The organism is Streptomyces tubercidicus, assembly GCF_027497495.1.
In the GTDB taxonomy this organism is placed as follows: Bacteria; Actinomycetota; Actinomycetes; order Streptomycetales; family Streptomycetaceae; genus Streptomyces; species Streptomyces tubercidicus.
Map to the genome: position 1 here is coordinate 2,222,342 of NZ_CP114205.1, position 25,015 is coordinate 2,247,356.

Consider the following 25,015-nt stretch of genomic DNA (forward strand, 5'->3'; position numbering starts at 1 on the left):
CTAGGGCTTCTTTTGGATCTTCGTCGGCCCGCGGGGCCGGGCGGCGCGTGCGGACATGCCCCAGGGCCGGTCCGGCGGATCGCTGGCGGACCGGCCCTGGGCGTGCGGCCGAGGACGTCAGCGGATGGGGCGCCGGACGTTGTCGGTCGTGCTCGGGCCCGGAGTGGCGTCGGCGATCCAGGGGCCTTCGCCACTGGGGTCGATGATGCCCTCCTCCAGCCAGGTGTAGCTGCCGTCGAGGACTCCGGAGACGACCTTGCGGTCGAGTTCGTCGGTGTTGGTCCACAGACGGGCGAACAGCTCCTCGATACGGATCCGCGCCTGCCGGCAGAAGACATCGGCCAGCTGCTGCGCCTCCCGGCCGTGATCACCGGTCTCCCGCAGGTGTTCGGCCCGTACGCAGGCGGCGCTCATCGCGAAGAGTTCGGCGCCGATGTCGACGATCCGGCCGAGGAAGCCCTGTTTGGTCTCCATCCGGCCCTGCCAGCGGGACATCGCGTAGAAGGTGGAGCGGGCGAGCTTGCGGGAGGTCCGCTCGACATACCGCAGATGACCCGAGAGCCGGCCGAACTCCTGGTACGTACGCGGGAGTTGACCTGGTCCAGCGACGAGCTTGGGCAGCCAGCGGGCGTAGAAGCCGCCCGCCTTCGCCGCCGCCCGGCCCTTGTCGGCGAGGGACTTGTCCGGGTCGATGAGATCGCCGGCGACCGACAGATGGGCGTCCACCGCCTCGCGGGCGATCAGCAGATGCATGATCTCCGTGGAGCCCTCGAAGATCCGGTTGATGCGCATATCGCGGAGCATCTGCTCGGTGGGGACGGCGCGTTCGCCGCGGGCGGCGAGCGAGTCGGCGGTCTCGTAGCCGCGGCCGCCGCGGATCTGGACCAGCTCGTCGGCCATCAGCCAGCCCATCTCGGAGCCGTAGAGCTTGGCGAGGGCGGCTTCGATCCGGATGTCGTTGCGGTTCTCGTCGGCCATCTGGGAGGAGAGGTCGACGACCGCTTCGAGGGCGAAGGTGGTGGCGGCGATGAAGGAGATCTTGGCGCCGACGGCCTCGTGCTTGGCGACCGGCCGCCCCCACTGCTCCCGGACCGCGGACCACTCGCGGGCGATCTTCAGGCACCACTTGCCGGAGCCGACACACATCGCGGGCAGCGACAGCCGGCCGGTGTTGAGGGTGGTCAGGGCGATCTTGAGACCGGCGCCCTCGGGGCCGATGCGGTTCGCGGCCGGGACCCGTACCCCGTGGAAGCGGGTGACGCCGTTCTCCAGACCGCGCAGGCCCATGAAAGCGTTGCGGTGCTCAACGGTGATGCCGGGCGAGTCCGCCTCGACGACGAAGGCGGTGATGCCGCCCTTGTGGCCCTCGGACGCGGGCACCCGCGCCATCACCACCAGCAGATCGGCGACCACCCCGTTGGTGGTCCACAGCTTCACCCCGTCGAGCACATAGTCCGTACCGTCCGGCACCGCCATGGTCGCCAGCCGGGCCGGGTCCGAGCCGACATCGGGCTCGGTCAGCAGGAAGGCCGAGATGTCCGTACGGGCGCAGCGCGGCAGGAAGGTTTCCTTCTGCTCCTTGGTGCCGAACAGCTTCAGCGGCTGCGGTACGCCGATCGACTGATGCGCGGACAGCAGTGCGCCGATGGCGGGGCTGGCGGTGCCGGCCAGGGACAGTGCGCGGTTGTAGTAGACCTGGGTGAGGCCGAGGCCGCCGTACTTGGGGTCGATCTTCATGCCCAGCGCGCCGAGCGCCTTGAGCCCGTCCACGGTTTCGTCCGGGATCTGCCCCTCGCGCTCGATCCGGGCGCTGTCGACCTCGTTCTCGCAGAACTCGCGCAGCGTGGCGAGGAACTTCTCACCGCGGCGTACGTCGTCGACCGCGGGGGTGGGGTGCGGATGGATGAGGTCGAGCCGGAAGCGCCCCAGGAACAGTTCCTTGGCGAAGCTGGGCTTGCGCCAGTCCTGCTCGCGGGCCGCCTCGGCGACCTGGCGTGCTTCGCGCTCGGAAACGTTGCGGATGGATGGAGCGGTCATCAGGAGCTCACCTCGCCGCTGGGTCGGGAGTTCAGCGCCGGCGGGCCGGTCGGCCGCTGGACAGCGCTACTTGTGAGAGTTACCCGATCCGGGCGGGTTGCACCACTGGAGCTACCGGACGCGGGCGAGTGTTCGGGCCACCGGGCACCAAGGGGGCTCTGCGCCCCGGCACCGGACCGGGTCGTCCGGCCGCCCTCCGCCCTTCGGGGGGTGCGGCATACCGCGATCGTGGTACGCCTGGCGGTCTCTCCCCTCCGGGGTACCGCCGCGGCTCCCCCTCAGACAGGAGGAGACGGACGGGGCGCGTCCCGTACGGTCAAGATCCGGCACGGCGGGGAGACCGGTGCCGGAAACGGGGGACGCGGCGCGCTCCGGAAACAGGGTGCCGGAGCGCGCCGCGTCGAGGCCGGCGCCGGGGGCGGGCCGGCCGGGGCCCGGACGGCGATACGGCCCGGGGAGGGCCGCCGCTGTCCACCGGTCCGGGCCGGGTGTTACAGGGCCAGTCCGGTGAGGACCATGACCCGCTCGTAGGTGTAGTCGTCCATCGCGAAGCGCACGCCCTCGCGGCCTACACCGGACTGCTTGACGCCGCCGTACGGCATCTGGTCGGCGCGGTAGGACGGCACATCGCCGACGATCACGCCACCGACCTCCAGCGCGCGGTGGGCGCGGAACGCGGTCTGCACGTCATGGGTGAACACGCCCGCCTGGAGGCCGAACTTGGAGTCATTGACGGCCGCGAAGGCCGCCGCCTCCCCGTCGACCTTCTTGAGCGTGAGCACCGGGCCGAAGACCTCTTCGCAGGCCAGGGTGGCGCCGTCGGGCACGTCCTCCAGCACGGTCGGCGCGTAGGAGGCGCCGTCGCGCTTGCCGCCCGCGAGCAGCTTCGCGCCGCGCTCCACGGCCTCGTCGACCCAGGACTCGACGCGCTTGGCGGCGTCCTCGTTGACCAGCGGGCCGACCTCAGTCGCGTCGTCCGACGGGTCGCCGGTGACCTGCGCCCCGACGGCCGCGACGATCTTCGGCACCAGCCGGTCGTACACGGACGCGTCCGCGATGACCCGCTGCACCGAGATGCAGGACTGGCCGCCCTGGTAGTTGGAGAAGGTGGCGATGCGCTGCGCCGCCCAGTCCAGGTCCGCCTCGGAGGAGTAGTCCGGCAGGACGACCGCCGCGCCGTTGCCGCCGAGCTCCAGGGTGCAGTGCTTGCGCGGCACCGAGTCCAGGATCGCGTAGCCGACCGTCTCGGAACCCGTGAAGGAGACGACGGGCAGCCGCTCGTCCTGCACCAGGGCCGGCATCCGGTCGTTGGGCACCGGGAGGATCGACCAGGAACCGGCCGGCAGCTCGGTCTCGGCCAGCAGCTCGCCGATGAGCAGACCGGAGAGCGGGGTGGCCGGGGCGGGCTTGAGGATGATCGGGGCGCCGGCCGCGATGGCCGGGGCGACCTTGTGGGCGCAGAGGTTCAGCGGGAAGTTGAACGGGGCGATGCCCAGGACCGTGCCGCGCGGGAAGCGGCGGGTCAGCGCGAGGCGGCCGGCGCCACCGGCGTCGGTGTCCAGGCGCTGCGCCTCGCCCCCGTTGAAGCGGCGGGCCTCCTCGGCGGCGAAACGGAACACGGAGACGGCGCGGCCGACCTCGCCGCGCGCCCACTTCATGGGCTTGCCGTTCTCGGCGGAGATCAGCTGCGCGATCTCCTCCGTCCGCTCCACCAGGCGGCGGTGCACATGGTCCAGCGCGGCCGCCCGTACGTGCGCGGGGGTCGCGGCGAGCTCGTCCTGGACGGCGACGGAGGCGGCGACGGCCTCTTCGACCTGCGCCTCGGTGGGGACGCTCACCGTGCCGACGAGACGTCCGTCCCAGGGGGAGGTGACATCGAAGGTGGCCTCACCGGTGGCCTCACGGCCGGCGAGCCAAAAGGCGGTGGGGGCTGCATCAGTGGGGATCGGCACAGTGGAACCCGGCCCTTCAGAAGTGGTGGGTGGTGCGCATGGCGCGGGGAGCGTCGCTGCGGTGGTGACTCTGCCCCCACGGTAGGGGTGCGGCGCCGTCGTGGCGTTTGTCCGAAGCGGAGTAATCCGTGCGGGCGTCTCTCCGTGGTGGAGGGGGTGTGGGGGCGGGTCGGGGGCCTGCCCCCGCGCGGCAGGAGGAGGGCGCCCCGCCCTCACTCCCCCTGGGGCGCCGAGGTCGCCTTGAGGGCGAGCCAGAGCTCCATCCGTACGTCCGCGTCGTCCAGGGAGCGCCCCAGGATCTCCTCGACCCGCCGCATCCGATAGCGCAGGGTGTGGCGGTGCACCCCCAGGTCGGCGGCGGCTGCGTCCCACTGGCCGTGCCGGGCGAGCCAGGCGCGCAGCGAGGCCACCAGATCGCCGCGGCCGGTCGCGTCGTGCTCGCGCAGCGCCCGCAGCAGCCCGTCCGCGAAGGCCCGGACCGCGTCGTCGGCGAGCAGCGGGAGCACGGACCCGGCCGCCACGTCCTCGTGCTCGACCAGTGCGCGGCCGCGCCGCCGCGCCACCGACAGCGCCTGTTCGGCCTGGCGGTAGGCGTTGGCGGCGGCGATCGGCCCGGTCGGCGCCGACAGCCCGACGGCCACCCACGCGCCGTCGGCCGGCTCCGCCCCGCCGGACCGGCCCGCCCGGCCCCGCGCCCGCGGCTGTGTTCCGGAGCGGGCCCCGGCCTCGGCGGCGTACGCGGCACAGGCGTCCGCGGCCGCCCCGCCGTCCGCGACCAGCACGATCAGCCGGGTGCCGTCCGGGACGGCGAGCACCGCCTCACCGGTCCGCGCGGCCGCGGAGTCCATCGCGTCGGCGAGCGCATCGAGCACCCCCGCGCCCCCGGCCCCGGCCCCCGTGGCCCCGCCCGATGACGGCTCCTCACCGGCCACCGGCTCGGCGACCACCACCCGGAACGGCGCGTCCAGCAGCCCGCCGTAGAGCCGCCCGGCCACCGCCCGCGCATGGTCCGGCTCCCCCGCGAGCAGCATCTTCAGCACCGCGTCGCCCAGCCGCTGCTCGGCGTCCTGCAGCGCCCGGGACCGCTCGGTGGTCAGGGTGAGCAGCGCGACCGCCGAGTGCACGGCATAGCGCGCGGCCGTGCCGAGCGGCGCGGCGGTGCCCACCGCGAGCACCCCGCGGGCCCGGCGCCCGGTGCCCAGCGACTGGAGCTCGACGCGGTCGTCGCCGTCGGTGTCGCTGACGACCGAGCTGGCCGGGGCGGGCCGCTCCCGCAGCCGCGCGACGTCCTCGGTCAGCCGGGCGGCGCGGCGGGCGGCCCAGTCGGGGGCGGCGGCCACCACCGCGCCCGACGCGTCGTAGAGCGCGGCCCAGCCGTCCAGATGCGCCGCCAGCCGGGCCAGCAGCTCGGCCGGCCCCTCGGCACCGAGCGCCGCCCGGGTCAGCTCCCGCTGCGCCTCGAACCCGGCCGTCACCGCGCGGTACTGGTCGGCGGCGACGGCCGCCGACACCGCCTTGCTGATCGCGATGAACGGCGTCCTGCGCGGCACCCCGAGCAGCGGCAGCCCCTGCTCCCTGGCCGCGTCGACCAGCGCCCGCGGCACCCCCTCGTAGTTGACCCCGGCCGCGAACCCCAGCCCGACGACACCGGCCTCCGCGATCCGCCGCACATACCTCCGGGTCGCCTCCGGATCCTCCGCGTCCAGCTTGAGCGCGGTGATCAGCAGCAGCTCCCCGCCCTCCATATAGGGCACCGGATCGATCAGCTCACTCGCATGCGCCCAGCGCACCGGCGCGTCCAGCCGCTCCTCGCCCGCGAGCACGGTCAGCTTGAGCGCGGTGTGACTGACCAGGGAAGCCAGGGTGTGCGGCATGGAACCTTCGCAACATCGACGACGAGGGACGCCCGCCGGACAACCGGCCACGAACCGGCCGATGCCCACCCGACACCCGATGATTTACGCCGCCTCGTATGAACGGCCACCCCCGATTCTGCCTCAGCGGAGGAATCGGGGGGACCCCACCACTTCCCGCACAAGCACCACCGCCCCGTCGCCCCGCCGGTCAGGACCGCAGGTCGACCAGCACCGGCGGAGCGTGCTCCCCGCCCACCGAGGTCACCGACAGCACCGCATGCCCGGCCGGCACCGAGTTGGCCAGATCGGAAGCGGACCAGCGCTCCCGCTCGACGGTGCGGACGGTGACGGCTTTGGCGGTGGCCGCCTTGCCGGTGACCAGTTGGCGCACCATATGGAACGCCTTTCCCGCGGCACTCTCCGCAATGATCTGACGGTCCGTCACATCCCGGGTCTCCACCCACTCCTTGCCCCACACCTCGGCGAACCGAGCGCCGTCCCAGGTCGTGACGCCCGCGAAGGCCATCCGGCAGCCGACCGCACCGAGCAGCGCACCGCGCAGCGCGTCGGGGACCTCATCCAGGGAACGCAGGGTCAGTACCGCGCCGGCATTCGCCGAGCGCAGCCGTTGCAGCCCGCGCAGCGCCTCCGCGGTGATGGTGTGCGCGGCCTCGTCGATGACCAGACAGGCGAACAGCGAGCGGTCACCACGGGCCACCGCGGACTCGGTGAACTGCGCGAGGACCAGCCGGGCGAGGATCCGCGAAGCCTCCGTGTGTCCGCGCTCCGGCAGTTCGATGCGGACCCTCAGAGGGTGGTCGAGGGACCGCAGGGAGACCTGGCGGGTGGTTCCCGTGGGGTCGAAGAAGGCGGCGAACGCGGGCCGGTCGAGCAGCGCGATGCGGTCGGCGAGCAGTACGGCGACATCACCGGGACGGTCCGACTGGCGTACGCGGGCGTCCAGTTCGCGCAGCAGGGTGGCGGCGCCGGTGTCCTCCAGCGCGGTGCGCAGTGCGGCCAGCGCCCGGGGCGCGCCGTCCAGCAGTTCGCGCAGTTCGGGCACCGTGGGGAAGCGGTCGTGGGCGGCCCGGAAGGGGCCGAGCAGCTGGGACAGCGCCGTCGCGGCGCGTCGGCTGTCACCGCCGGGCAGCTGCTCGGCAAGGTCTCCGACCAGCGCCTCGGCGAGGATTCCGGACGCCTCGTCAGGGTCGGTGGTGCCGCCGTAGAGGTCGAGGTCGCACTCCGGGTCCGGGCGGCCGACCCGGACCACCACATCGAACGCGTCATCCGGCCCGAGATCCGATCCCGCCGGGCCGACGGCGATCACCGCGCACTGCCCGGCCAGCGCCTGCAGACACATCGACTCGACGACCGGCTTGACGAGGCGGGTGGTCTTGCCGCTTCCGGCGGGGCCCACGGCCAGCAGCGACGTGCCCAGCACCTCGGGCGACAGCGCGCTGCCCGCTCCGCGGTGCCGGTACGGGTTCCGCGGGTGTTCGGCGGCGGTACCGATCCGGACCTGGTGGGCGAGCAGATCGTGGTGGGCGGCCCTGCGGGGCAGATCGCGCCGCCCCGAAGGGTGCGCACAGGCGGCCGCGCCGTGCCGGAGCACGGTGTCGGTGAAGGAGGCGAGGGAGTTCTTGCCGGACCGCACCGACTGCCAGGCACGTTCGATCCTGGCCACGTCGACATCGTTCATCCGGCCGGTGCGCGCCTCGGCCGCGAGCTGGTCGGCGGCATCGGCGGCGCCATGGGAACGCAGCTCGGGCCACAGCGCCCGGTCGGCGGCGGGCTCGGGCCTGGGGGCCGGGGCGCTCCTGCGGCGGAAAACGGGGAGCAGGTACCGGCGTACCAGCTCCGCCCACCGGCCCAGGCGCCCGAAGACGATCACCAGGCCGGCGATCCACAGGCCGTAATAGACGCGGGAGGCGATGGCATAGGCGAGCTGGTCGCCGGAGGTGGCGCCGAGCGCCCAGGAGTCGGGGAGCAGGACGGCCAGGGGCCAGCCCCAGTACGGCCCGAGATAGCCGTTCCACAACAACGACCACAGCAGCCACCCGCACAGGAACGAGATCACCGCCCCGCTGATCAGCTGCCGTCCGGGAACCCGGTCGGGCTCCTCCGCCGCCCGGGGCCGGTGGCCGTACGTCCAGATCCCGGGTGCGGCGGAAGGGCGCGGGGTGCGCAGCCAGCCCAGCAGCGGCGCTTCGGCGGCGGGGCCGGTGGGCGCGGTGGCGGGCATGGCCGGCACGGCGGGCGGGGCGGCGGGTGGTGGCGGGGTGTGCGGCGCCGCGGCCGGTGGGGCGGGGGGTGCCGCGGGGCGCGGCACCGTGGGTTCGGACCGGTGCGCTCCGCCGGACTGTTGGGGAGCGGTGTGCTGTGCGTCGTGCGTGCCCTCGGTGTCCATCCGGTGCCCCTTGTCCCCCTTGAGCCGTGGCCTGGTGTGTGGTGCGGCGCGGCCGGGGCAGGCCGGCCGCGATGGTGTGGGTGTGTCCGCCCGGTTGCCGGGCGGGCCGCCGTTCAATCTACTGGCCGTGGGCCGTCGCTATGTCCGGTGCGGACAACGCAACACGCGCACTTCTCCCGAACGGAACATGCCAGACCCGCCCGGCCGCCCCTAGCCTGCGAGAACAACACCTGTGTACGTCCCGTTCCACCCACCAGGAGACTGTCATGACCGAACTGTCCGGAGGCCCCGCCCTCGCCCAGGAGCGTCGCGTCGTCACCGCGATCCCCGGCCCGAAGTCGCAGGAGCTGTGGGCCCGTAAGCAGGCCACGGTGGCCGGTGGTGTCGGCGCCGTGCTGCCCGTGTTCGTCAAGCGCGCGGGCGGTGGCGTCCTGGAGGACGTGGACGGCAACTCCCTGATCGACTTCGGCTCCGGGATCGCGGTGACCTCGGTCGGCAACAGCGCGGAGGCGGTCGTCCGCCGGGCCACCGCGCAGCTCGCGGCCTTCACCCACACCTGTGCCATGGTGGCGCCGTACGAGCCGTACATCGAGGTCTGTGAGCAGCTGGCCGAGCTGACGCCGGGCGACCACGCGAAGAAGTCGGCGCTGTTCAACTCGGGCGCGGAGGCCGTGGAGAACGCCGTCAAGATCGCGCGGGTGTACACCAAGCGGCAGGCCGTGGTGGTGTTCGACCACGGCTACCACGGCCGGACGAACCTGACGATGGCGCTCACCTCCAAGAACATGCCCTACAAGCAGGGCTTCGGACCGTTCGCGCCGGAGATCTACCGCGTCCCGGTGGCCTACCCCTTCCGCTGGCTGACCGGCCCGGAGAACTGCGCGCAGGAGGCCGCCGACCAGGCCATCTCGCAGATCACCAAGCAGATCGGCGCGGAGAACGTCGCGGCGATCATCATCGAGCCGGTGCTCGGCGAGGGCGGCTTCATCGAGCCCGCCAAGGGCTTCCTCCCGGCGATCGCGAACTTCGCGAAGGAGAACGGGATCGTCTTCGTCGCGGACGAGATCCAGTCCGGCTTCTGCCGCACCGGCCAGTGGTTCGCGTGCGAGGACGAGGGCATCGTCCCGGACCTGATCACCACGGCCAAGGGCATCGCCGGCGGTCTGCCGCTGGCGGCCGTCACCGGGCGCGCGGAGATCATGGACGCGGCGCACGCGGGCGGCCTGGGCGGCACCTACGGCGGTAACCCGGTGGCCTGCGCGGCGGCGCTGGGCTCGATCGAGACCATGCGCGAGCAGGACCTGAACGCCAAGGCCCGCCGGATCGGCGAGGTCATGACGGCCCGTCTGCACGCGATCGCGGAGAAGTACGACATCATCGGCGAGGTCCGCGGCCGCGGCGCGATGATCGCGATCGAGCTGGTCAAGTCCGGTTCCAAGGAGCCGAACCCGGAGGCCACCGGCGCCCTCGCCAAGGCCTGCCACCAGGAGGGCCTGCTGGTGCTGACGACCGGTACGTACGGCAATGTGCTGCGCTTCCTGCCGCCGCTGGTCATCGGTGAGGACCTGCTCAACGAGGGGCTGGACATCCTCGAAGGCGCCTTCGCCACGCTCTGAGCGACAGCGGCGGCGGCTTCGCGGGAGGAACCCGGGCGCGGCCCGGGGCACGGCTGAGGTCGTGTCCCGGGCCGCGCCCCGTTCCGGGCCGGTGTGCGCGCCCCCGTCCGCCCCCCAACTGTCCCTATTTCTGTACTCATTTCCGTATGGACGCGCGTAGCTGGAGACATGGCGTGAAGAAGATGTGCGGGGCCGATGGCGGCCGGGTGATGCGGCTGTCGGGTGCGCTCGCCGTGCCGTACGGTTTCTGCAGATGAGAGAAACACCCCGCTCGCAGGGGACTGCGGGCGACGCCCGGTCGGCGCTTCCCCGGCTCCGATCAGGCCGTGCCCTCGCGCACGACACCGGAACCCCCGGTTCCGGGAATCCTCACCGATCGGATGTCCGCCCGCCCCATACCCCCCGGGGCGCGCGGGACACCGGTCAACGCGGCCGCCTCGGAACCACCCCCCCTGTTCCGAGGCGGCCGACCCCTTTTCCGGGCTCCCCGGGCCCGTCCGGCGACGGCTCCCGGCGCCTCTCCCCGTGGTGGATCTGTGCCCTCGGCGCGCTGCTGTTCGCCGCGCTCACCTGGCAGGTGGCGGACCACGGCCCGCTGCGCACCCTCGACGAACGCCTCGGCCGCGCCCTGGCCAGTGGCGAACTCCCCGCCGGGCCCGCCGAGTTCGCTGCCGATCTCGGCAATACGGCCGTGGCGCTGCCGGTGTTGTGCGTGGTCATGGTGTGGGCGGGGTGGCAGGAGTGGCGCGGCAGGAGCGTGGCGGCGCCCGGCGAGGGTGCCCCGGTGCGGTGGTGGCTGCCGCCGCTCGCCGCGGGCCTCACCCTGGCCGCGGTGCCCGCGCTGGTCGTCCCGCTCAAGCTCTGGCTCGCCCGGCCGGGCCCGCCGCAGATGGCGGGAGGTGCGCACGACGGCTTCTACCCGTCGGGCCATGGCGCCACGGCGGCGGCGGCGTACGGGGTGGCCGGGCTGCTGGTGATGCGCGGTGTGCGGAGGACGCGGAGGATGCGGGGGACGCGGGCGGGCCGCCCGGGTGGCCGGCCCGTCGCGCCGGTGGTCCGCCTGGTCACGCCAGCGGTCGTGGCCGCGGTGGCGCTGCTCAACGGAGCCGTCGGCCTCGGTCTGGTGCGTCGCGGCTATCACTGGCCGTTGGACGTCCTCGGCAGCTGGTGCCTGGCCGGGGTACTGCTCGGGCTGTGGTGTGTGGTCTGCGACCGGTGGTCGGAGGCGGGGGCGGGCGGAGCCGGGCGGGCGCCGACCCCTGACCACCGCGCGGGGCCCTGACCGGCGCACGAGGCCCTGACCGGCGCCGTCGCCCCCGACCACCGCACGGGGGCGGACGGCTGCCGACCGCCCGCCCCCGCCGCGTCCGGTGTCAGCTGTCGAAGCCCAGCCCCACCTTGTCCATGGCCTTCAGCCACAGATTGCGGCGGCCGCCGCGGGTGTCGGCCTGTGTCATCGACCACTGGGTGATCCCGATGCCGGCCCAGCGCAGCGGCTCGGGCGGGAACGGCAGCGGCTTGCTGCGGACCATCTCCAGCTGCGTCCGCTCGGTGCGCTCGCCGGACAGCAGGTCCAGCATCACCTCGGCGCCGAAGCGGGTGGACCCCACGCCGAGGCCGGTGTAGCCGGCCGCGTAGGCGACCCGGCCGGCGTGTGCGGTGCCGAAGAACGCGGAGAAGCGGGAGCAGGTGTCGATCGCGCCGCCCCAGGTGTGGGTGAAGCGCAGCCCTTCCAGCTGCGGGAAGCAGCGGAAGAAGTGCCGGGCGAGCTTCTCGTACGTGGCGGGGTGGTGGTCGTACTCGGCCCGGACGCCGCCGCCGTAGCGGTAGACGATGTCGTAGCCGCCCCACAGGATGCGGTTGTCCTCGGTGATCCGGAAGTAGTGGAAGTGGTTGTTGGAGTCCGACAGGCCCTGGCGGTTCTTCCAGCCGATGGCGGCGAGCTGTTCGTCCGAGAGCGGCTCGGTCATCAGGGCGTGGTCGTAGACCGGGACGATGTACGGGCGGATCCGCTTGACCAGGGACGGGAAGGCGTTGGTGCCGAGCGCGACATGGCGGGCGAAGACCCGGCCGTAGGGCGTACGGACGGCCATGCCGACGCCGTCGGAGGCCAGGTCGGTGGCGGGGGTGCGCTCGTAGATGCGGACCCCGAGGCCGAGGCAGGCCCGCTTCAGGCCCCAGGCGAGCCGGGCCGGGTTGATCATGGCGACGCCGTCGCGGTCCCACAGTCCGGCGCGGAAGGTCGGCGAGTCGACCTGGGCGCGCAGCTCGTCCTCGTCGAGGAAGGTGTGCCGGTCCAGGCCGATTCCGGCGGCGTCCTCGGCGAACTCCTTGAGTTCGGCGATCTGGTGCGGCTCGGTGGCGATATCGATCTCGCCGGTGCGCTCGAAGGCGCAGTCGATGTCGTAGCGGGCGACGGCCTCCTCGATGGCGTCGAGGTTGCGGATGCCGAGCTCTTCGAGGGTGGCGAGTTCACCGGGCCAGCGGGCCAGGCCGTTGCCGAGGCCATGGGTGAGGGAGGCGGCGCAGAAGCCGCCGTTGCGCCCGGAGGCCGCCCAGCCGATCTCGGCGCCCTCGACGAGGACGACATCGCGCTGCGGGTCGCGCTCCTTGGCGATCAGCGCGGTCCACAGGCCCGAGTATCCGCCGCCGACGACGAGCAGATCGCAGGTCTCGTCGCCGACGAGGGCGGGCCGGGCGGCCGGCCGGCCCGGGTCGGCCAGCCAGAACGGCGTGGGTTCGGCGTCCGCGAGCGCGTGCGCGGCGGACGGGGTCATGGCAGCTCGTGCCATGGTTCTCAGCTCCTCTTGCTCCTCTTGCGGCGGGCCCCGGCCAGCTGGCCGACGATGACACACACCACGGCGACCAGGAACATCGCCGTGCCGATGACGTTGATCTGAACGGGCGTGCCACGCTGCGCCGATCCCCAGACGAACATGGGGAAGGTCACCGTGGAGCCGGCGTTGAAGTTGGTGATGATGAAGTCGTCGAAGGACAGGGCGAAGGAGAGCAGCGCGCCGGCCGCGATGCCGGGGGCGGCGATCGGCAGCGTGACCCGGAGGAAGGTCTGGAGGGGGGACGCGTAGAGGTCCTGGGCGGCCTGTTCCAGACGCGGGTCCATGCTCATCACCCGGGCCTTGACGGCGGTGACGACGAAGCTCAGACAGAACATGATGTGGGCGATGAGGATCGTCCAGAAGCCGAACTGGATGCCCATGTTGAGGAAGAGGGTCGCCAGCGAGGCGGCCATCACGACCTCGGGCATCGCCATCGGCAGGAAGAGCAGGGTGTTGACGCCGGCGCGGGCGCGGAAGCGGTAGCGGGCCAGCGCGAACGCGATCATGGTGCCGAGGACGGTCGCGCCGACGGTGGCCCACAGCGCGAGCTGCAGACTCAGGCCCAGCGAGCCGCACAGGTCGGCGACGCCGCACGGATCGCGCCAGGCGTCCGTGGAGAAGCGCTGCCACTGGTAGTTGAAGCGGCCGTTGGGCTTGTTGAAGGAGAAGACCAGCACGACGAGGTTGGGCAGGATCAGATAGCCCAGCGTGCACAGGCCCGCTATCGCGACGAGGTTGCGGCGCAGCCAGCGCAGGCCCCGGTTCGGGGTGCGGACCGCAGTGGCTTCGGTGGTGCCGTGGACGGCCATCAGACCAGATCCTCCGTCCCCGACTTGCGGATGTAGATGGTGACCATGGCGAGGATGGCCGCCATGAGGAGGAAGGAGAGCGCGGCGGCGGTCGGGTAGTCCAGGACCCGCAGGAACTGCGACTGGATGACGTTGCCGATCATCTTCTGGTCGGTGGAGCCCAGCAGTTCGGCGTTGATGTAGTCACCGGCGGCCGGGATGAAGGTGAGCAGGGTGCCCGCGACGACACCGGGCATCGACAGCGGGAAGGTCACCCGGCGGAAGGTGGTGACCGGGCGGGCGTAGAGGTCCCCGGCGGCCTCGTGGAGGCGCGGGTCGATGCGCTCCAGCGAGGTGTAGAGCGGCAGCACCATGAACGGCAGGAAGTTGTAGGTCAGTCCGCAGACCACGGCGAGCGGGGTGGCCAGCACCCGCTGTCCTTCGGTGAGCCCCAGCCAGCTGGTGACGTCCAGGACGTGCAGCGCGTTCAGCAGCCCGACGACCGGTCCGCCGTCGGCCAGGATCGTCTTCCAGGCGAGCGTACGGATCAGGAAGCTGGTGAAGAACGGCGCGATGACCAGGATCATCACGACATTGCGCCAGCGGCCGGCCTTGAAGGCGATGAGATAGGCCAGCGGGTAGCCCAGCAGCAGACAGAGCACGGTGGCGGTGGCGGCGTAGCCCACCGAGCGGACGAACTGCGGCCAGTATTCGCCGAGCGCGTCCCAGTACGTCGCGAAGTGCCAGGTGACCTTGAAGCCCTCTTCGAGGGAGCCGGTCTGGATCGAGGTCGACGCCTGGTAGACGAGCGGGGCGGCGAAGAAGACGAGCAGCCACAGGATGCCGGGCAGCAGCAGCCAGTAGGGGACGAGCCGCTTGCGGGCGGGGGTCCTGCGCACCTCCAGGGGTGCCGTCCCGGCCGGTCCGTCCGGTGGCGCGGGCGTTTCGGTGGCGGTCATGCGGCCTCCTCGTCGAGGTCCGCACCGGCCTGGATGTCCTGGGCGGCGTCCAGGCCGAAGGTGTGCGCCGGGTTCCAGTGCAGGACGATGGCGGCGCCGGGGACGAGGCGCCCGTCGCGCTCGACGTTCTGCTCGTAGACGGCCAGTTCGCCCAGGCCCGGTACCTCGACGACGTACTGGGTGGAGACGCCGATGAAGCTGGCGTCCTTGATGCGGCCGGGCAGCCGGTTGCGGCCGTCGGGCAGCGCGTCGGCGTCGTCGGCGTGCGTCAGGGAGACCTTCTCGGGGCGTACTCCGGCCAGCACCTTCTCGCCCTTGCGGGCCGGGGTGCCGCACCGGGCGGCGGGCAGCCGCAGCGTGGCGTCCGCGGCCTTGAGGAGCAGCTGTTCGCCGCCGGCCTCGGTGACCTCGGCCGCGATGAGGTTGGAGGTGCCCAGGAAGTTGGCGACGAAGGTGGTGGCGGGGTTCTCGTAGAGGTCGGCGGGGGCGCCGAGCTGTTCGACCCGGCCGCCGTTCATCACGGCCACGGTGTCGGCCATCGTCATGGCCTCCTCCTGGTCGTGGGTGACATGCACGAAGGTGATGCCGACCTCGGTCTGGATGCGCTTGAGCTCAAGCTGCATCTGGCGGCGCAGCTTGAGGTCGAGGGCGCCGAGCGGCTCGTCGAGCAGCAGCACCTGGGGGTGGTTGATCAGCGCGCGGGCGACCGCGACGCGCTGCTGCTGGCCGCCGGAGAGCTGCTGCGGCTTGCGGCGCGCCATCGGGCCGAGCTGGACCAGCTCCAGCATCTCCTCGACCTGCTTCTTGACGGACTTGATGCCGCGGCGGCGCAGACCGAAGGCGACGTTCTCGTAGATGTCCAGGTGCGGGAAGAGCGCGTAGTTCTGGAAGACGGTGTTGACCTGGCGCTTGTACGGCGGCAGCACGGTGACGTCCTGGCCGGACAGCTCGACGGTGCCGGTGGTGGGCTCCTCCAGCCCGGCGATCATGCGCAGGGTGGTCGTCTTGCCGCAGCCCGAGGCGCCCAGGAGCGCGAAGAAGGAGCCCGCGGGGACGGTGAGATCGAGCGGTTGGACGGCGGTGAAGGAGCCGTAGGTCTTGCTTATCCCGTGGAGGCGGACGTCGCCGCCGCTGCTCTGGGGGGTCGCGGAGTGGGTCATGTCGGTCGTCCCGTGGGTCGGAGGGCGAAGCGGCTCGGGCGGGCCTGGGGGCCGGTGGATCAGGCGCCGGTGAGGTCGGAGAACTTCTGCGTGAACGCCTTGTTCTCCTTGGCGGACAGGGCCCGGAAGGAGTGGGACCTCTCGGCCATGTCCTTGTCCGGAATGATCAGCGGGTTCTCGGCCGCCTTCTTGTCGATCTTGGCGAGTTCCTCGCGTACGCCGTCCACGGGGCAGACGTAGTTGATGTACGCCGCGATCTTCGCCGCCACCTTCGGCTCGTAGAAGTAGTCGATGAGCCGTTCGGCGTTCTGTTTGTGGCGGGCCTTGTTCGGCACCATGAGGTTGTCGGTGGAGGTCATGTAGCCGGCCTTGGGGACGGCGAAGCCGATGTCCGGGTTGTCGTTCCGGAGCTGGACGACATCGCCCGCCCAGGCCACACAGGCGGCCAGGTCGCCCTTGTCCAGGTCGGTGGTGTAGTCGTTGCCGGTGAAGCGGCGGATCTGCTTGGAGTCCACGCCCTTCTGGAGCCGGGCGAGGGCCGCGTCGAAGTCGTCCGCGGTGCAGTCCTCGGGCCGTTTGCCCATGTCCAGGAGGGTCAGTCCGACGCTGTCGCGCATCTCGGAGAGGAAGCCGACCCGGCCCTTGAGCTTGGGGTCCTCCAGCAGCTGGCTGACCGAGTCGACCGTGCGGCCCCCGGTGGCCTTCTTGTTGTACGCGATGATCGCCGGGATGCCCTGCCAGGGGTAGGAGTGCGCGCGGCCCGGGTCCCAGGCGGGGTTGCGGAACTGCGGCGTGAGGTTGGCGTAGGCGTGCGGCAGCTGGGCCGGGTCCAGCGACTCGATCCAGCCGAGGGAGATCATCCGCGCGCACATCCAGTCGGTGAGCACGATCAGATCGCGGCCGGTGTCCTGGCCCGCCGCGAGCTGCGCCTGGATCTTGCCGAAGAACTCGTCGTTGTCGTTGATGTCCTCGGTGTATTTGACCGCGATGCCGGTGCGCTTCGTGAAGTGCTCCAGGGTGGGCCGGTGCTTGCCGTCGTCGGTGACGTCCATGTACTCGGTCCAGTTGGAGAAGCTGATCCGCTTCTCCGCCCCGGAGTGGTCCGCGGAATGCCCGGCGTCCGTACGGCCCGCGGGCGGGATGCCGCAGGCCGACAGGGCACCGAGGCCACCGACCGCGGCCGCCATGGCGCCGCTCGCGCGCAGCAGGGAGCGGCGGGTCATGGCGAGGCGGCCATCGGTCAGGCTACGGCGCACGGCGGCGAGTTCGGCCGGTGACAGGGGTTCGGGCTGCTCGTGGTGCTCCATGCGCAGTGCCCTTTCAGGGGAGGAGCCCGGCGCTCGGCCGGTGGTGACGATGCCGCGCGGCGCCGGCCGCGGGGTGGGGCCCCTGGGGGCCGGTGGGTGCTCGATGGTGCTCGGTGGGGCTCGGCCGGGGGACGGTCCTTACGGACAGCCCTTACGGACAGCCCTTACGGGCGGTCCCCGAAGATCGTGCGGTGCCAGTCCTTGCGCGCGGCCGCGGTGTTGTCGTACATGACGTGCTTGACCTGGGTGTACTCCTCGAAGGAGTAGGCCGACATGTCCTTGCCGAAGCCGGATGCCTTGGCGCCGCCGTGCGGCATCTCGCTGATGATCGGGATGTGGTCGTTGACCCAGACACAGCCCGCGTTGATCTCGCGGCTCGCGCGACCGGTGCGGTAGACGTCCCGGCTCCAGGCGGAGGCGGCCAGCCCGTAGGGGGTGTCATTGGCCAGCGCGATGCCCTCGTCGTCGCTGTCGAAGGGCAGCACGACCAGCACCGGGCCGAAGATCTCGGACTGCACGATCTCGCTGTCCTGCGCGGCCCCGGCGACCAGCGTCGGCCGGTAGTAGGCGCCCTTGGCCAGCTCACCGCCGGGTGCCTCGCCGCCCGTGACGACGGTGGCGTAGCCGCGCGCCCGGTCGACGAAACCGGCCACCCGGTCGCGCTGGGTGTGCGAGATCAGCGGGCCCAGGTCGGTGGACGGGTCGAAGGGGTCGCCGAGCCGTACGGTCGCCATCAGGTCGGCCACGCCGCTGACGAAGGCGTCGTAGAGCGGGCGCTGGACGTAGGCGCGGGTGGCGGCGGTGCAGTCCTGGCCGGTGTTGATGAGCGCTCCGGCGACCGCTCCATGGACAGCGGCCTCCAGATCCGCGTCGTCGAAGACGACGAAGGGGGCCTTGCCGCCGAGTTCCAGATGCAGCCGCTTGACCGTACCGGTGGCGATCTCGGCGACGCGCTTGCCGACCGCGGTCGAGCCGGTGAAGGAGGTCATCGCGACGGAGGGGTGACCGACGAGGCGCTCACCGGCGTCCCGGCCCGCCCCGGAGACGATGTTGAGCACCCCGTCGGGCAGACCGGCGCGCTGCGCGGCCTGGGCGAACAGCAGCGAGGTGAACGGGGTGATCTCGGCCGGCTTGAGGACGATGGTGTTGCCCGCGGCGATGGCCGGCAGCACCTTCCAGGCGGCCATCTGCAGCGGATAGTTCCACGGTGCGATGGAGCCGACGACGCCGATCGGCTCGCGGCGGATGACCGAGGTGTGGTCGGCGCTGTATTCGCCGGCCGCCTTGCCCTCCAGGTGACGGGCGGCGCCCGCGAAGAAGGCGGCGTTGTCGATCGAGCCCGGTACGTCGAACTCCTTGCTGAGCTTGATCGGCTTTCCGCAGTTCAGCGATTCCGCGGCGGCGAGATCGTCGGCGTCCTCGGCGAGCGCCGCCGCGAACCGGTGCAGGGTGTCGGACCGCTCACCTGGCGTGGCGCCGCCCCACTCCGGGAACGCCTGCCGGGCGGCCTCCACGGCCGCGTCGACATCCGCCGTTCCCGCGAGTGCGTAGGAGTACACCGTCCCGCCGGTCGCCGGGTCCACGACCTCCTGGGTGCGGCCGGAGCTGCCGCCGCGGAGACTTCCTGCGATGAATTGCGCGCCCTCGGCGAACCGCTCGGTGGCATCGAATCGGTGATCCATGGTGCTCTCCTCCGCCGGGCACCAGGGCCGCTCAGCGGCATTGCCTGGCGTAGCTATTTCCGGAATCGATGGCCGATCTTGACAGAGGAGAGGAGCCTCAACAAGGGATTCCGTTGTTGCCTTTTGGTTACGCGACGGATTCTGCGATTTTCCCCGCAGGGACCCCGACACGTTGTCAGTGCCCGCTGGCAGAATCCCGGCATGATGCACGACAGCAGGGGGATCATGGCCGGGCGCCCCGCGGACGGGCCCCGATCGGTCGAGGAGCTGCGCGCGGAGACCGCCACCGGCAAGCGCCTCAAATACGTCCATTTCTGGGGCCACGCCCCGCGGCGCGACGGCAGCCTGGGCGTGAGCTGCTTCAGCCAGTGGTGGCCCGCCGCCTTCACGGTCGACGGCGTCCGCTACGCCACCGCGGAGCACTGGATGATGGCCGGCAAGGCCCGGCTGTTCGGGGACGCGGAGGCGGAGCGGCAGGCGGTCATGGCCCGCCACCCCCAGCAGGCCAAGAACGCCGGACGCCGGGTCCGCGGCTTCGACGAGGAAACCTGGCAGCGGCACCGCTTCGACCTGGTCGTCGAGGGCAGCATCCACAAGTTCGGGCAGGACACCGCGCTGCGCGCGTATCTGCTCGGCACGAACTCCCGGGTGCTGGTCGAGGCCAGCCCGGTGGACCGGATATGGGGCATCGGCCTCACCGCCGACGACGAGCGGGCCGGGAACCCGGCCCGCTGGCGGGGTCTGAACCTGCTGGGCTTCGCGCTGATGGCGGCCCGCCAGCGGCTGCGGGAAGCGGACGGGGCGGCGGGGGCGGCCGGAGCGGTGACATAGGGCAGACCGGGGCGGCCGGAGCGGGGGCGTAGGACAGGCCGGCCCCACCCAGCCTGCGGGCCCACTCGGTGCCCGGCCCCGCTCCCCCGCCATACCCCCGCCGTCCCCACCCCGCATAGCATGACCGGGGCCGTTCCGCGCACCCAGCGCACCCTTTGACCAGGAGGAACCGTTGTCCGATCTCGATGCCTTCATCGCGGGCCTGCCCAAGGCGGAGCTGCACGTCCACCACGTCGGATCGGCCTCACCGCGCATCGTCTCCGAACTGGCGGCGCGGCACCCCGACTCCGCCGTCCCCACCGACCCCGAAGCGCTGGCCGACTACTTCACCTTCCGCGACTTCGCGCACTTCATCCAGGTCTATCTCTCCGTCGTGGACCTGATCCGCGATGCCGAGGACGTCCGGCTGCTGACCTACGAGGTCGCCCGGGACATGGCTCGCCAGCAGATCCGCTACGCCGAGCTGACCCTCACCCCGTTCAGCTCGGTCCGACGGGGCATTCCCGACGCCGCGTTCGTCGAGGCCATCGAGGACGCCCGCAAGGCGGCGGAGTCGGAGCTGGGCGTGGTGCTGCGCTGGTGCTTCGACATCCCCGGCGAGGCGGGTCTGGAGGCCGCGGAGGAGACCGCCAGGATCGCTTGCGATCTGCAGCCCGAGGGCCTGGTCTCGTTCGGCCTCGGCGGCCCGGAAATCGGCGTGCCGCGCCCGCAGTTCAAGCCGTACTTCGACCGCGCCCGCGCGGCCGGCCTGCACTCCGTGCCGCACGCCGGGGAGACCACCGGCCCCGGCACGATCTGGGACGCCCTCAACGATCTGGGTGCCGAGCGCATCGGCCACGGCACCAGCGCCACCCAGGACCCCCGGCTGCTGGCCCATCTCGCCGAGCACCGCATCCCGCTGGAGGTCTGCCCCACCTCCAACATCGCCACCCGCGCGGTGCGCACCCTGGCGGAGCACCCCGTCAAGGAAATGGCCGACGCGGGCGTCCTGGTCACCATCAACAGCGACGACCCGCCCATGTTCGGCACCGACCTCAACACCGAATACGCCGTCGCCGCCCGGCTACTGGGGCTGAATGCCCATGGGCTGGCGGGTCTCGCCAAGAATGCCGTCACCGCGTCCTTCATGGACACCGCCGCCAAGGCCCGGCTGACGGCCGAGATCGACAGCTACACGGCGTCCTGGCGCGGCTAGAGAGACGGGCCGTGCCGCCCTGACACCGGCTGCCCCGCCGCCCCGCACCGCGGCCGGCGGGGCAACCCGCGGCACCCGTACGTCGTGCCGCACACGCACTGGACGCGCGCTCGCGTCCGGGCTCACGACAGCCTTGCATCGGCGTCAACGAACGGACCGTCAAGCCGAGTTCACAAGTGCCGCGAACAGGGCGCGGACGACTCTGGCCAGGCGCGGCGAACCCGGAGCCAGCCCTTTCGGCTCAATCGACCGCTGATGAATCCCGGCTGACGCCGTTTTCCGGAAGCGTCCTCAGAATCAATCGGGGAAGGTTTCCGGCTGCCGCCTTGCAGTTGCACCGACTTATCCGGCGCGGAATACCGGCCGGCCGGAATGGATTCTCTCCGATGCAACGCGGCAGGGAACTCCTTCCCTGGTTCGGTACGCGAGAAGTACGCACACGGGCCCAATACGGCGCCAGTTGGACACGCGTGTCCGGAAGATGACGAGGCATGTCGCTTACCTGCATCGTCCCGGGGTGCCGTGTTCGGGAAGTCTTACCTCCGTGGTTGGCCAGGCCGACCCTTCTCAACGGCAGGCACGTCTCAACGGCGGGCACGTGAACCGACTCAGGGCTCCCGGAGGAATCCATGGCGAAGGCTGAGCGCATCGATGCTGTAGTGGTCGGCGGCGGCATCGCCGGATCGGCCCTGGCGGCAGCGCTGGCGGGGGACGGATATGAGGTTCTGCTTCTTGAGCGCCAGACCGTCTACCGCGACAAGGTCCGCGGGGAGGTGGTCAATTGCTGGGGTGTGGTCGAACTGCGGCGGCTCGGTCTGGAGCAGGCCCTGCTGGACGCCGGCGGCACCTTCGTGAACCGCTTCGTCGGCTTCGACGAGACGATCGACCCGGAAACCGCCCAAGAGAATGCGCTGCACCTGGACGAGATGCTCCCGGAAATCCCGGGAGTTCTGGATGTGGGGCACCCGGAAGCCTGCGAAGCGCTGGCCACCGCCGCCGAGAACGCCGGCGCGACCGTCGTTCGCGGCGTAGGTGAAGTGAACGTGACCGGCGGGCCGAACCCGAGCGTCCGTTACGAACTCGACGACATGGAATACGAAGTCCCGTGCCGCATTGTTGTCGGCGCCGACGGCAGGATGTCGACCGTACGCCGCCAGCTGGACATCGCACTCGCTCAGACCTCGCCGAATTCATTGGGCGGCGGCATGCTTGTCGAAGACCTGCATGACTGGCCGGTCAATGTCACCTCTATCGGCACCGAAGGCGAGCTGCTCTACTTCGTTTTCCCGCGTGACGGCGCCCGGGCACGGCTCTATATTCTGCACGGCGTCGATCAGAAGGGGCGCTTTTCCGGTCCCACCCGGCAGGCGGACTTCCTGAAGGCATTTCAGTTCCGATGCATACCCGGCAGTGAGATGTTTGCCTCGGCCACGCCCTCCCAGTCCTGCGCGTTCTACCCGATGAACGACGCCTCGGCGGCCACCCCCATCGCCCCGGGCGCGGTGCTGGTCGGAGACGCCGCCGGGTGGAGCGACCCGGTCGTCGGGCAGGGGCTGTCCATTGCGCTGCGGGATGCCCGCTCGGTCCGGGAGGCGCTGCGGTCCCACAGCTCCTGGACGCCGGAGGCGTTCGAGGCGTACGCCGCGGAGCGCGCGGTACGCATGCGCCGCATCCGTATCTCCGGGTCGGTGCGCACCACGATGCAGATGACGTTCACCCCCGACGGCAGGGCCCGCCGCAAGGCCTACGCCAAGGCGATACAGGCCGATCCGATTCTGGCCGGCTCGCGGATGGCGACTTTCCAGGGACCGGACCAGGTCCCCGCCGAGTCCTTCGACCCGGGCGTCATCAAGCGCCTTTTCGCCCTCCAGTAGACGACGGCGCCCCACGGGTGCCGCTCGATCGAGCAGACCAGGTACGCCGCCGGCGCAGGCGCGTCGGCGACGACATGTCAACGAGGAGATTCCATGTACGTGAAAACCGCTGCGGACGACGAGCAGATCCGCAAGAACGGCTGCGACCTGCGTCAGCTGTACCCGTGGGAGAACGTCGTCGTACCGCCGTGGAACAGCACGCTGTGTTCCATCCGGCCGTCCGAGTCGAGCGCCCCGCACGGCCACGCCACGGACGAGACGTTCATCTTCACCGGCGGAAAGGGGCATGTGCGGATCGGCGAGGAGGAGCGCGCGGTCATCCCCGGGGACGTCATCTACATCCCGCACGGGACCCATCACATCGTCACCAACACCAGTGACTCCGACCCGCTGACGTTCGTCAGCATCTACTGGCTCCAGCCTTCGGAGCAGGGCGAGGAGCAGCGATGACCGCCCCGCACCGGAAGCAGCGCATCAACGTCACCTTCTCCCCGCCCACCCCCAACGGGGACCTGCACCTGGGCCACTTGGCCGGACCGGTGCTGGGCAGCGACGTCTGTGCTCGCTCGCAGAAGGTCCTCGGCCACGACGTGGCGTTCTCGACCAGCACGGACGACAACCAGACCTACGTGGTCACCACCGCCGAACGCATGGGCACCGGGCCCGAGGCACTGATCCAGCACGCGTTCAAGAGCGTCACCACCACCCTGGAGCGGGCCGGAGTCCAGGTCGATCTCTTCGAGCGGCCCGACGCGGCGTACACGGAGTTCGTCGAGGGCTTCTTCACCCACCTGTGGCGGCACGGCGCCTTCGACCAGCGGGAGGTGGAGCTTCCCTACGACGCCGAGGCCGGGGAGTACCGGGCCGAGGCCTTCGTCACGGGCCGCTGCCCCGCCTGCCTGGCTCACGCCCGTGCCGGGGTGTGCGAGGCCTGCGGCGGCTACAACCTTCCCGCCGCCCTGCTGCCGAGCGGCACCGCCGCCGCCCTGCCGCGGCGCACGGCATCGATCTGGGTCCTGGACCTGGAGCGCTACCGCGCGCAGATCACCGACTGGTACCGGGCCTCCGACGTGCGGCTCCGCCCCGACCTGGCCCGGGTCGTCTCCGACTCCCTCGCCACGCGCCTGCCCTACATCCCCATCACCTACCCCAGTACGTGGGGGATCGCGGTGGGCTGGGACGGCCCCGACGCCCCCGCCCAGGCCATCAACGCCTGGCCCGAGATCTACGTCGGGCATCTGTACTGGCTGGCTCAGGCCCGCAAGGCGGACCTGGGCGACTGCGACGAGCTGGTGCAGTTCATCGGTATCGACAACGGGTTCTACAACGCCTTCGTCTATGTGACGCTCTCGTTGCTGGCGGCCGAGCACGGCCTGCCGGTCGCCCTGCCCAAGACGCGCACCCTCACCAACCAGTACTACCTCCTGGAGGGCCGCAAGTTCTCCACCAGCAAGGGGGATGTCCGCTGGGCCGGGGAGTATCTGGACAGCGTCGGCCGGGACCGGGCGCGCTTCGTGCTCGCCTTGACCAGCCCCGAGCTCCAGCAGTCGGAGTTCAGCGAGGAGATCGCCCTCTCGACGATCAACCGGCGCTTCGACGAGCCGATTTCCGCCCTCACCCGGGCACTGAACACCACCTTGGCCGGCCGCAGCGCCGATACCCCGCCGTCCTCCTGGTGGGCGGCCGCCCTGGCGGCCTCCCGGCAGCGGTTCGAGGAGGCCTACCGGCTGGAGACCTTCAGCATCCGCAAGGCCGCCGAGGCGCTGGCGCTGCACCTGGAGGTGCTCGCGCTGCGCAGCGAGCAGATCGACCTCGATGACCCGGCCGATGTCTCCGGCGCGCTGCTGTTCCTCTGGTCGCTGCGCACCCTCGCCTGGCCGGTCACCCCGGACCTCTCCGAGCAGGTGACCCAGTCCTTCAGCGCCCCCTCCGTCGTCGAGCAGGCCCCTTTGCTGGCCGAGCTCACCGAGCCACCGGCCGGCGCCTTCCGCGGCCTGAATACCCGACGTCCTGACCACGGCGCCCTGACCACGCCGTCCTGACGTCACCGCCGGTACGACGCCCGCATCGCGTACCGGCCGGCACCCCGCACCGAAACCGACACCACGAAGGAAGATCCTCATGCTCCGCACGTTCATGAACTCGAAGATCCACCGCGCCTCCATCACCGACTGCAACCTCAACTACGTCGGCTCGATCACCGTCTCCCCCGAGCTGCTGGAGGCCGCGGGGATCGGCGTCCACGAGCTGGTGCACGTGGTCAACGTCAACAACGGCGCGCGGTTCGAGACCTACACCATCCTGGGCGCCCCGCACGCCAACGAGGTGATCGTCAACGGTGCCGCCGCACGCCTGGTGGAGCCCAAAGACAAGGTCATCATCATCAGCTATGCGCAGCTGACGGAGACCGAGCTCGCCGAGCACAAGTCCCGCGTGGTCCACGTGGACGAAGAGAACCGGATCACCAGCACCGAGCTCCAGAGCCACTGAACCGGCGTGGACACCCGTCAACGA

18 protein-coding genes are annotated in these 25,015 nt (G+C 71.4%); 8 read left to right on the forward strand and 10 right to left on the reverse strand.

The genetic code is table 11. The annotated features are described in order from the left end of the window. Positions 1 to 117 precede the first annotated feature (117 nt). The 4 genes from STRTU_RS09350 to STRTU_RS09365 all read right to left on the reverse strand — a co-directional run bounded on the left by STRTU_RS09350 (position 118) and on the right by STRTU_RS09365 (position 8,252). Positions 118 to 2,037, reverse strand: a complete 1,920-nt coding sequence (locus tag STRTU_RS09350; RefSeq protein ID WP_159743121.1) for an acyl-CoA dehydrogenase family protein — start codon at positions 2,035 to 2,037, stop codon at positions 118 to 120. Positions 2,038 to 2,528: 491 nt separating this feature from the next. Then, positions 2,529 to 3,989 carry an aldehyde dehydrogenase family protein gene (locus tag STRTU_RS09355; RefSeq protein ID WP_159743122.1) on the reverse strand — a complete coding sequence of 487 codons (1,461 nt, stop codon included), beginning with the start codon at positions 3,987 to 3,989 and terminating at the stop codon, positions 2,529 to 2,531. Positions 3,990 to 4,201: 212 nt separating this feature from the next. After that, positions 4,202 to 5,863 carry a PucR family transcriptional regulator gene (locus STRTU_RS09360; RefSeq protein ID WP_159743123.1) on the reverse strand — a complete coding sequence of 554 codons (1,662 nt, stop codon included), beginning with the start codon at positions 5,861 to 5,863 and terminating at the stop codon, positions 4,202 to 4,204. Between the two features lie 190 nt (positions 5,864 to 6,053). After that, complete coding sequence (locus STRTU_RS09365; RefSeq protein ID WP_159743124.1) at positions 6,054 to 8,252, reverse strand: type IV secretory system conjugative DNA transfer family protein; 2,199 nt, start codon at positions 8,250 to 8,252, stop codon at positions 6,054 to 6,056. A gap of 266 nt (positions 8,253 to 8,518) precedes the next feature. On the opposite strand from STRTU_RS09365, the gene gabT reads away from it, so the two are divergent. Together gabT and STRTU_RS09375 are read left to right on the forward strand one after the other, a co-directional pair. Continuing rightward, positions 8,519 to 9,868 carry a 4-aminobutyrate--2-oxoglutarate transaminase gene (gene gabT, locus STRTU_RS09370; RefSeq protein ID WP_159743125.1) on the forward strand — a complete coding sequence of 450 codons (1,350 nt, stop codon included), beginning with the start codon at positions 8,519 to 8,521 and terminating at the stop codon, positions 9,866 to 9,868. 577 nt (positions 9,869 to 10,445) lie between these two features. Then, entirely contained in the window at positions 10,446 to 11,150 is a 705-nt protein-coding gene (locus STRTU_RS09375; protein WP_159743126.1) for a phosphatase PAP2 family protein, read from the forward strand. Positions 11,151 to 11,241: 91 nt separating this feature from the next. On the opposite strand, the gene STRTU_RS09380 is transcribed toward STRTU_RS09375, so the two are convergent. The 6 genes from STRTU_RS09380 to STRTU_RS09405 all read right to left on the reverse strand — a co-directional run bounded on the left by STRTU_RS09380 (position 11,242) and on the right by STRTU_RS09405 (position 18,601). Beyond that, positions 11,242 to 12,660: an NAD(P)/FAD-dependent oxidoreductase gene (locus tag STRTU_RS09380; RefSeq protein WP_159743127.1), complete on the reverse strand. Its 1,419-nt coding sequence runs from the start codon at positions 12,658 to 12,660 to the stop codon at positions 11,242 to 11,244. 5 nt (positions 12,661 to 12,665) lie between these two features. Continuing rightward, positions 12,666 to 13,514, reverse strand: a complete 849-nt coding sequence (locus tag STRTU_RS09385; RefSeq protein WP_159743128.1) for an ABC transporter permease — start codon at positions 13,512 to 13,514, stop codon at positions 12,666 to 12,668. Further along, positions 13,514 to 14,452 (reverse strand): ABC transporter permease, encoded by a 939-nt coding sequence (locus STRTU_RS09390; protein ID WP_159743129.1) that lies wholly within the window; start codon positions 14,450 to 14,452, stop codon positions 13,514 to 13,516. The genes STRTU_RS09385 and STRTU_RS09390 overlap by 1 nt, the downstream gene beginning before the upstream one ends. Beyond that, positions 14,449 to 15,612 (reverse strand): ABC transporter ATP-binding protein, encoded by a 1,164-nt coding sequence (locus STRTU_RS09395; RefSeq protein ID WP_159743130.1) that lies wholly within the window; start codon positions 15,610 to 15,612, stop codon positions 14,449 to 14,451. The genes STRTU_RS09390 and STRTU_RS09395 overlap by 4 nt, the downstream gene beginning before the upstream one ends. Before the next feature lie 59 nt (positions 15,613 to 15,671). Then, positions 15,672 to 16,919, reverse strand: a complete 1,248-nt coding sequence (locus STRTU_RS09400; RefSeq protein ID WP_159743131.1) for an ABC transporter substrate-binding protein — start codon at positions 16,917 to 16,919, stop codon at positions 15,672 to 15,674. Positions 16,920 to 17,083: 164 nt separating this feature from the next. Then, positions 17,084 to 18,601 (reverse strand): gamma-aminobutyraldehyde dehydrogenase, encoded by a 1,518-nt coding sequence (locus STRTU_RS09405; RefSeq protein ID WP_159743132.1) that lies wholly within the window; start codon positions 18,599 to 18,601, stop codon positions 17,084 to 17,086. Between the two features lie 201 nt (positions 18,602 to 18,802). On the opposite strand from STRTU_RS09405, the gene STRTU_RS09410 reads away from it, so the two are divergent. The 6 genes from STRTU_RS09410 (at position 18,803) to panD (ending at position 24,991) form a co-directional block, all read left to right on the forward strand. Continuing rightward, positions 18,803 to 19,432, forward strand: a complete 630-nt coding sequence (locus STRTU_RS09410) for an NADAR family protein (RefSeq protein ID WP_159743133.1) — start codon at positions 18,803 to 18,805, stop codon at positions 19,430 to 19,432. A 172-nt stretch (positions 19,433 to 19,604) separates the two neighbouring features. Beyond that, positions 19,605 to 20,627 (forward strand): adenosine deaminase, encoded by a 1,023-nt coding sequence (locus STRTU_RS09415; RefSeq protein ID WP_159743134.1) that lies wholly within the window; start codon positions 19,605 to 19,607, stop codon positions 20,625 to 20,627. Positions 20,628 to 21,256: 629 nt separating this feature from the next. Beyond that, entirely contained in the window at positions 21,257 to 22,501 is a 1,245-nt protein-coding gene (locus tag STRTU_RS09420) for an FAD-dependent oxidoreductase (protein WP_159743135.1), read from the forward strand. 93 nt (positions 22,502 to 22,594) lie between these two features. Further along, complete coding sequence (locus STRTU_RS09425) at positions 22,595 to 22,951, forward strand: cupin domain-containing protein (RefSeq protein WP_159743136.1); 357 nt, start codon at positions 22,595 to 22,597, stop codon at positions 22,949 to 22,951. After that, positions 22,948 to 24,543: a class I tRNA ligase family protein gene (locus STRTU_RS09430; RefSeq protein ID WP_159743137.1), complete on the forward strand. Its 1,596-nt coding sequence runs from the start codon at positions 22,948 to 22,950 to the stop codon at positions 24,541 to 24,543. The genes STRTU_RS09425 and STRTU_RS09430 overlap by 4 nt, the downstream gene beginning before the upstream one ends. A 79-nt stretch (positions 24,544 to 24,622) precedes the next feature. Next, a complete protein-coding gene (gene panD / locus STRTU_RS09435) occupies positions 24,623 to 24,991 on the forward strand; it encodes an aspartate 1-decarboxylase (protein ID WP_159743138.1) in 369 nt (122 codons plus the stop codon). Positions 24,992 to 25,015 lie beyond the last annotated feature (24 nt).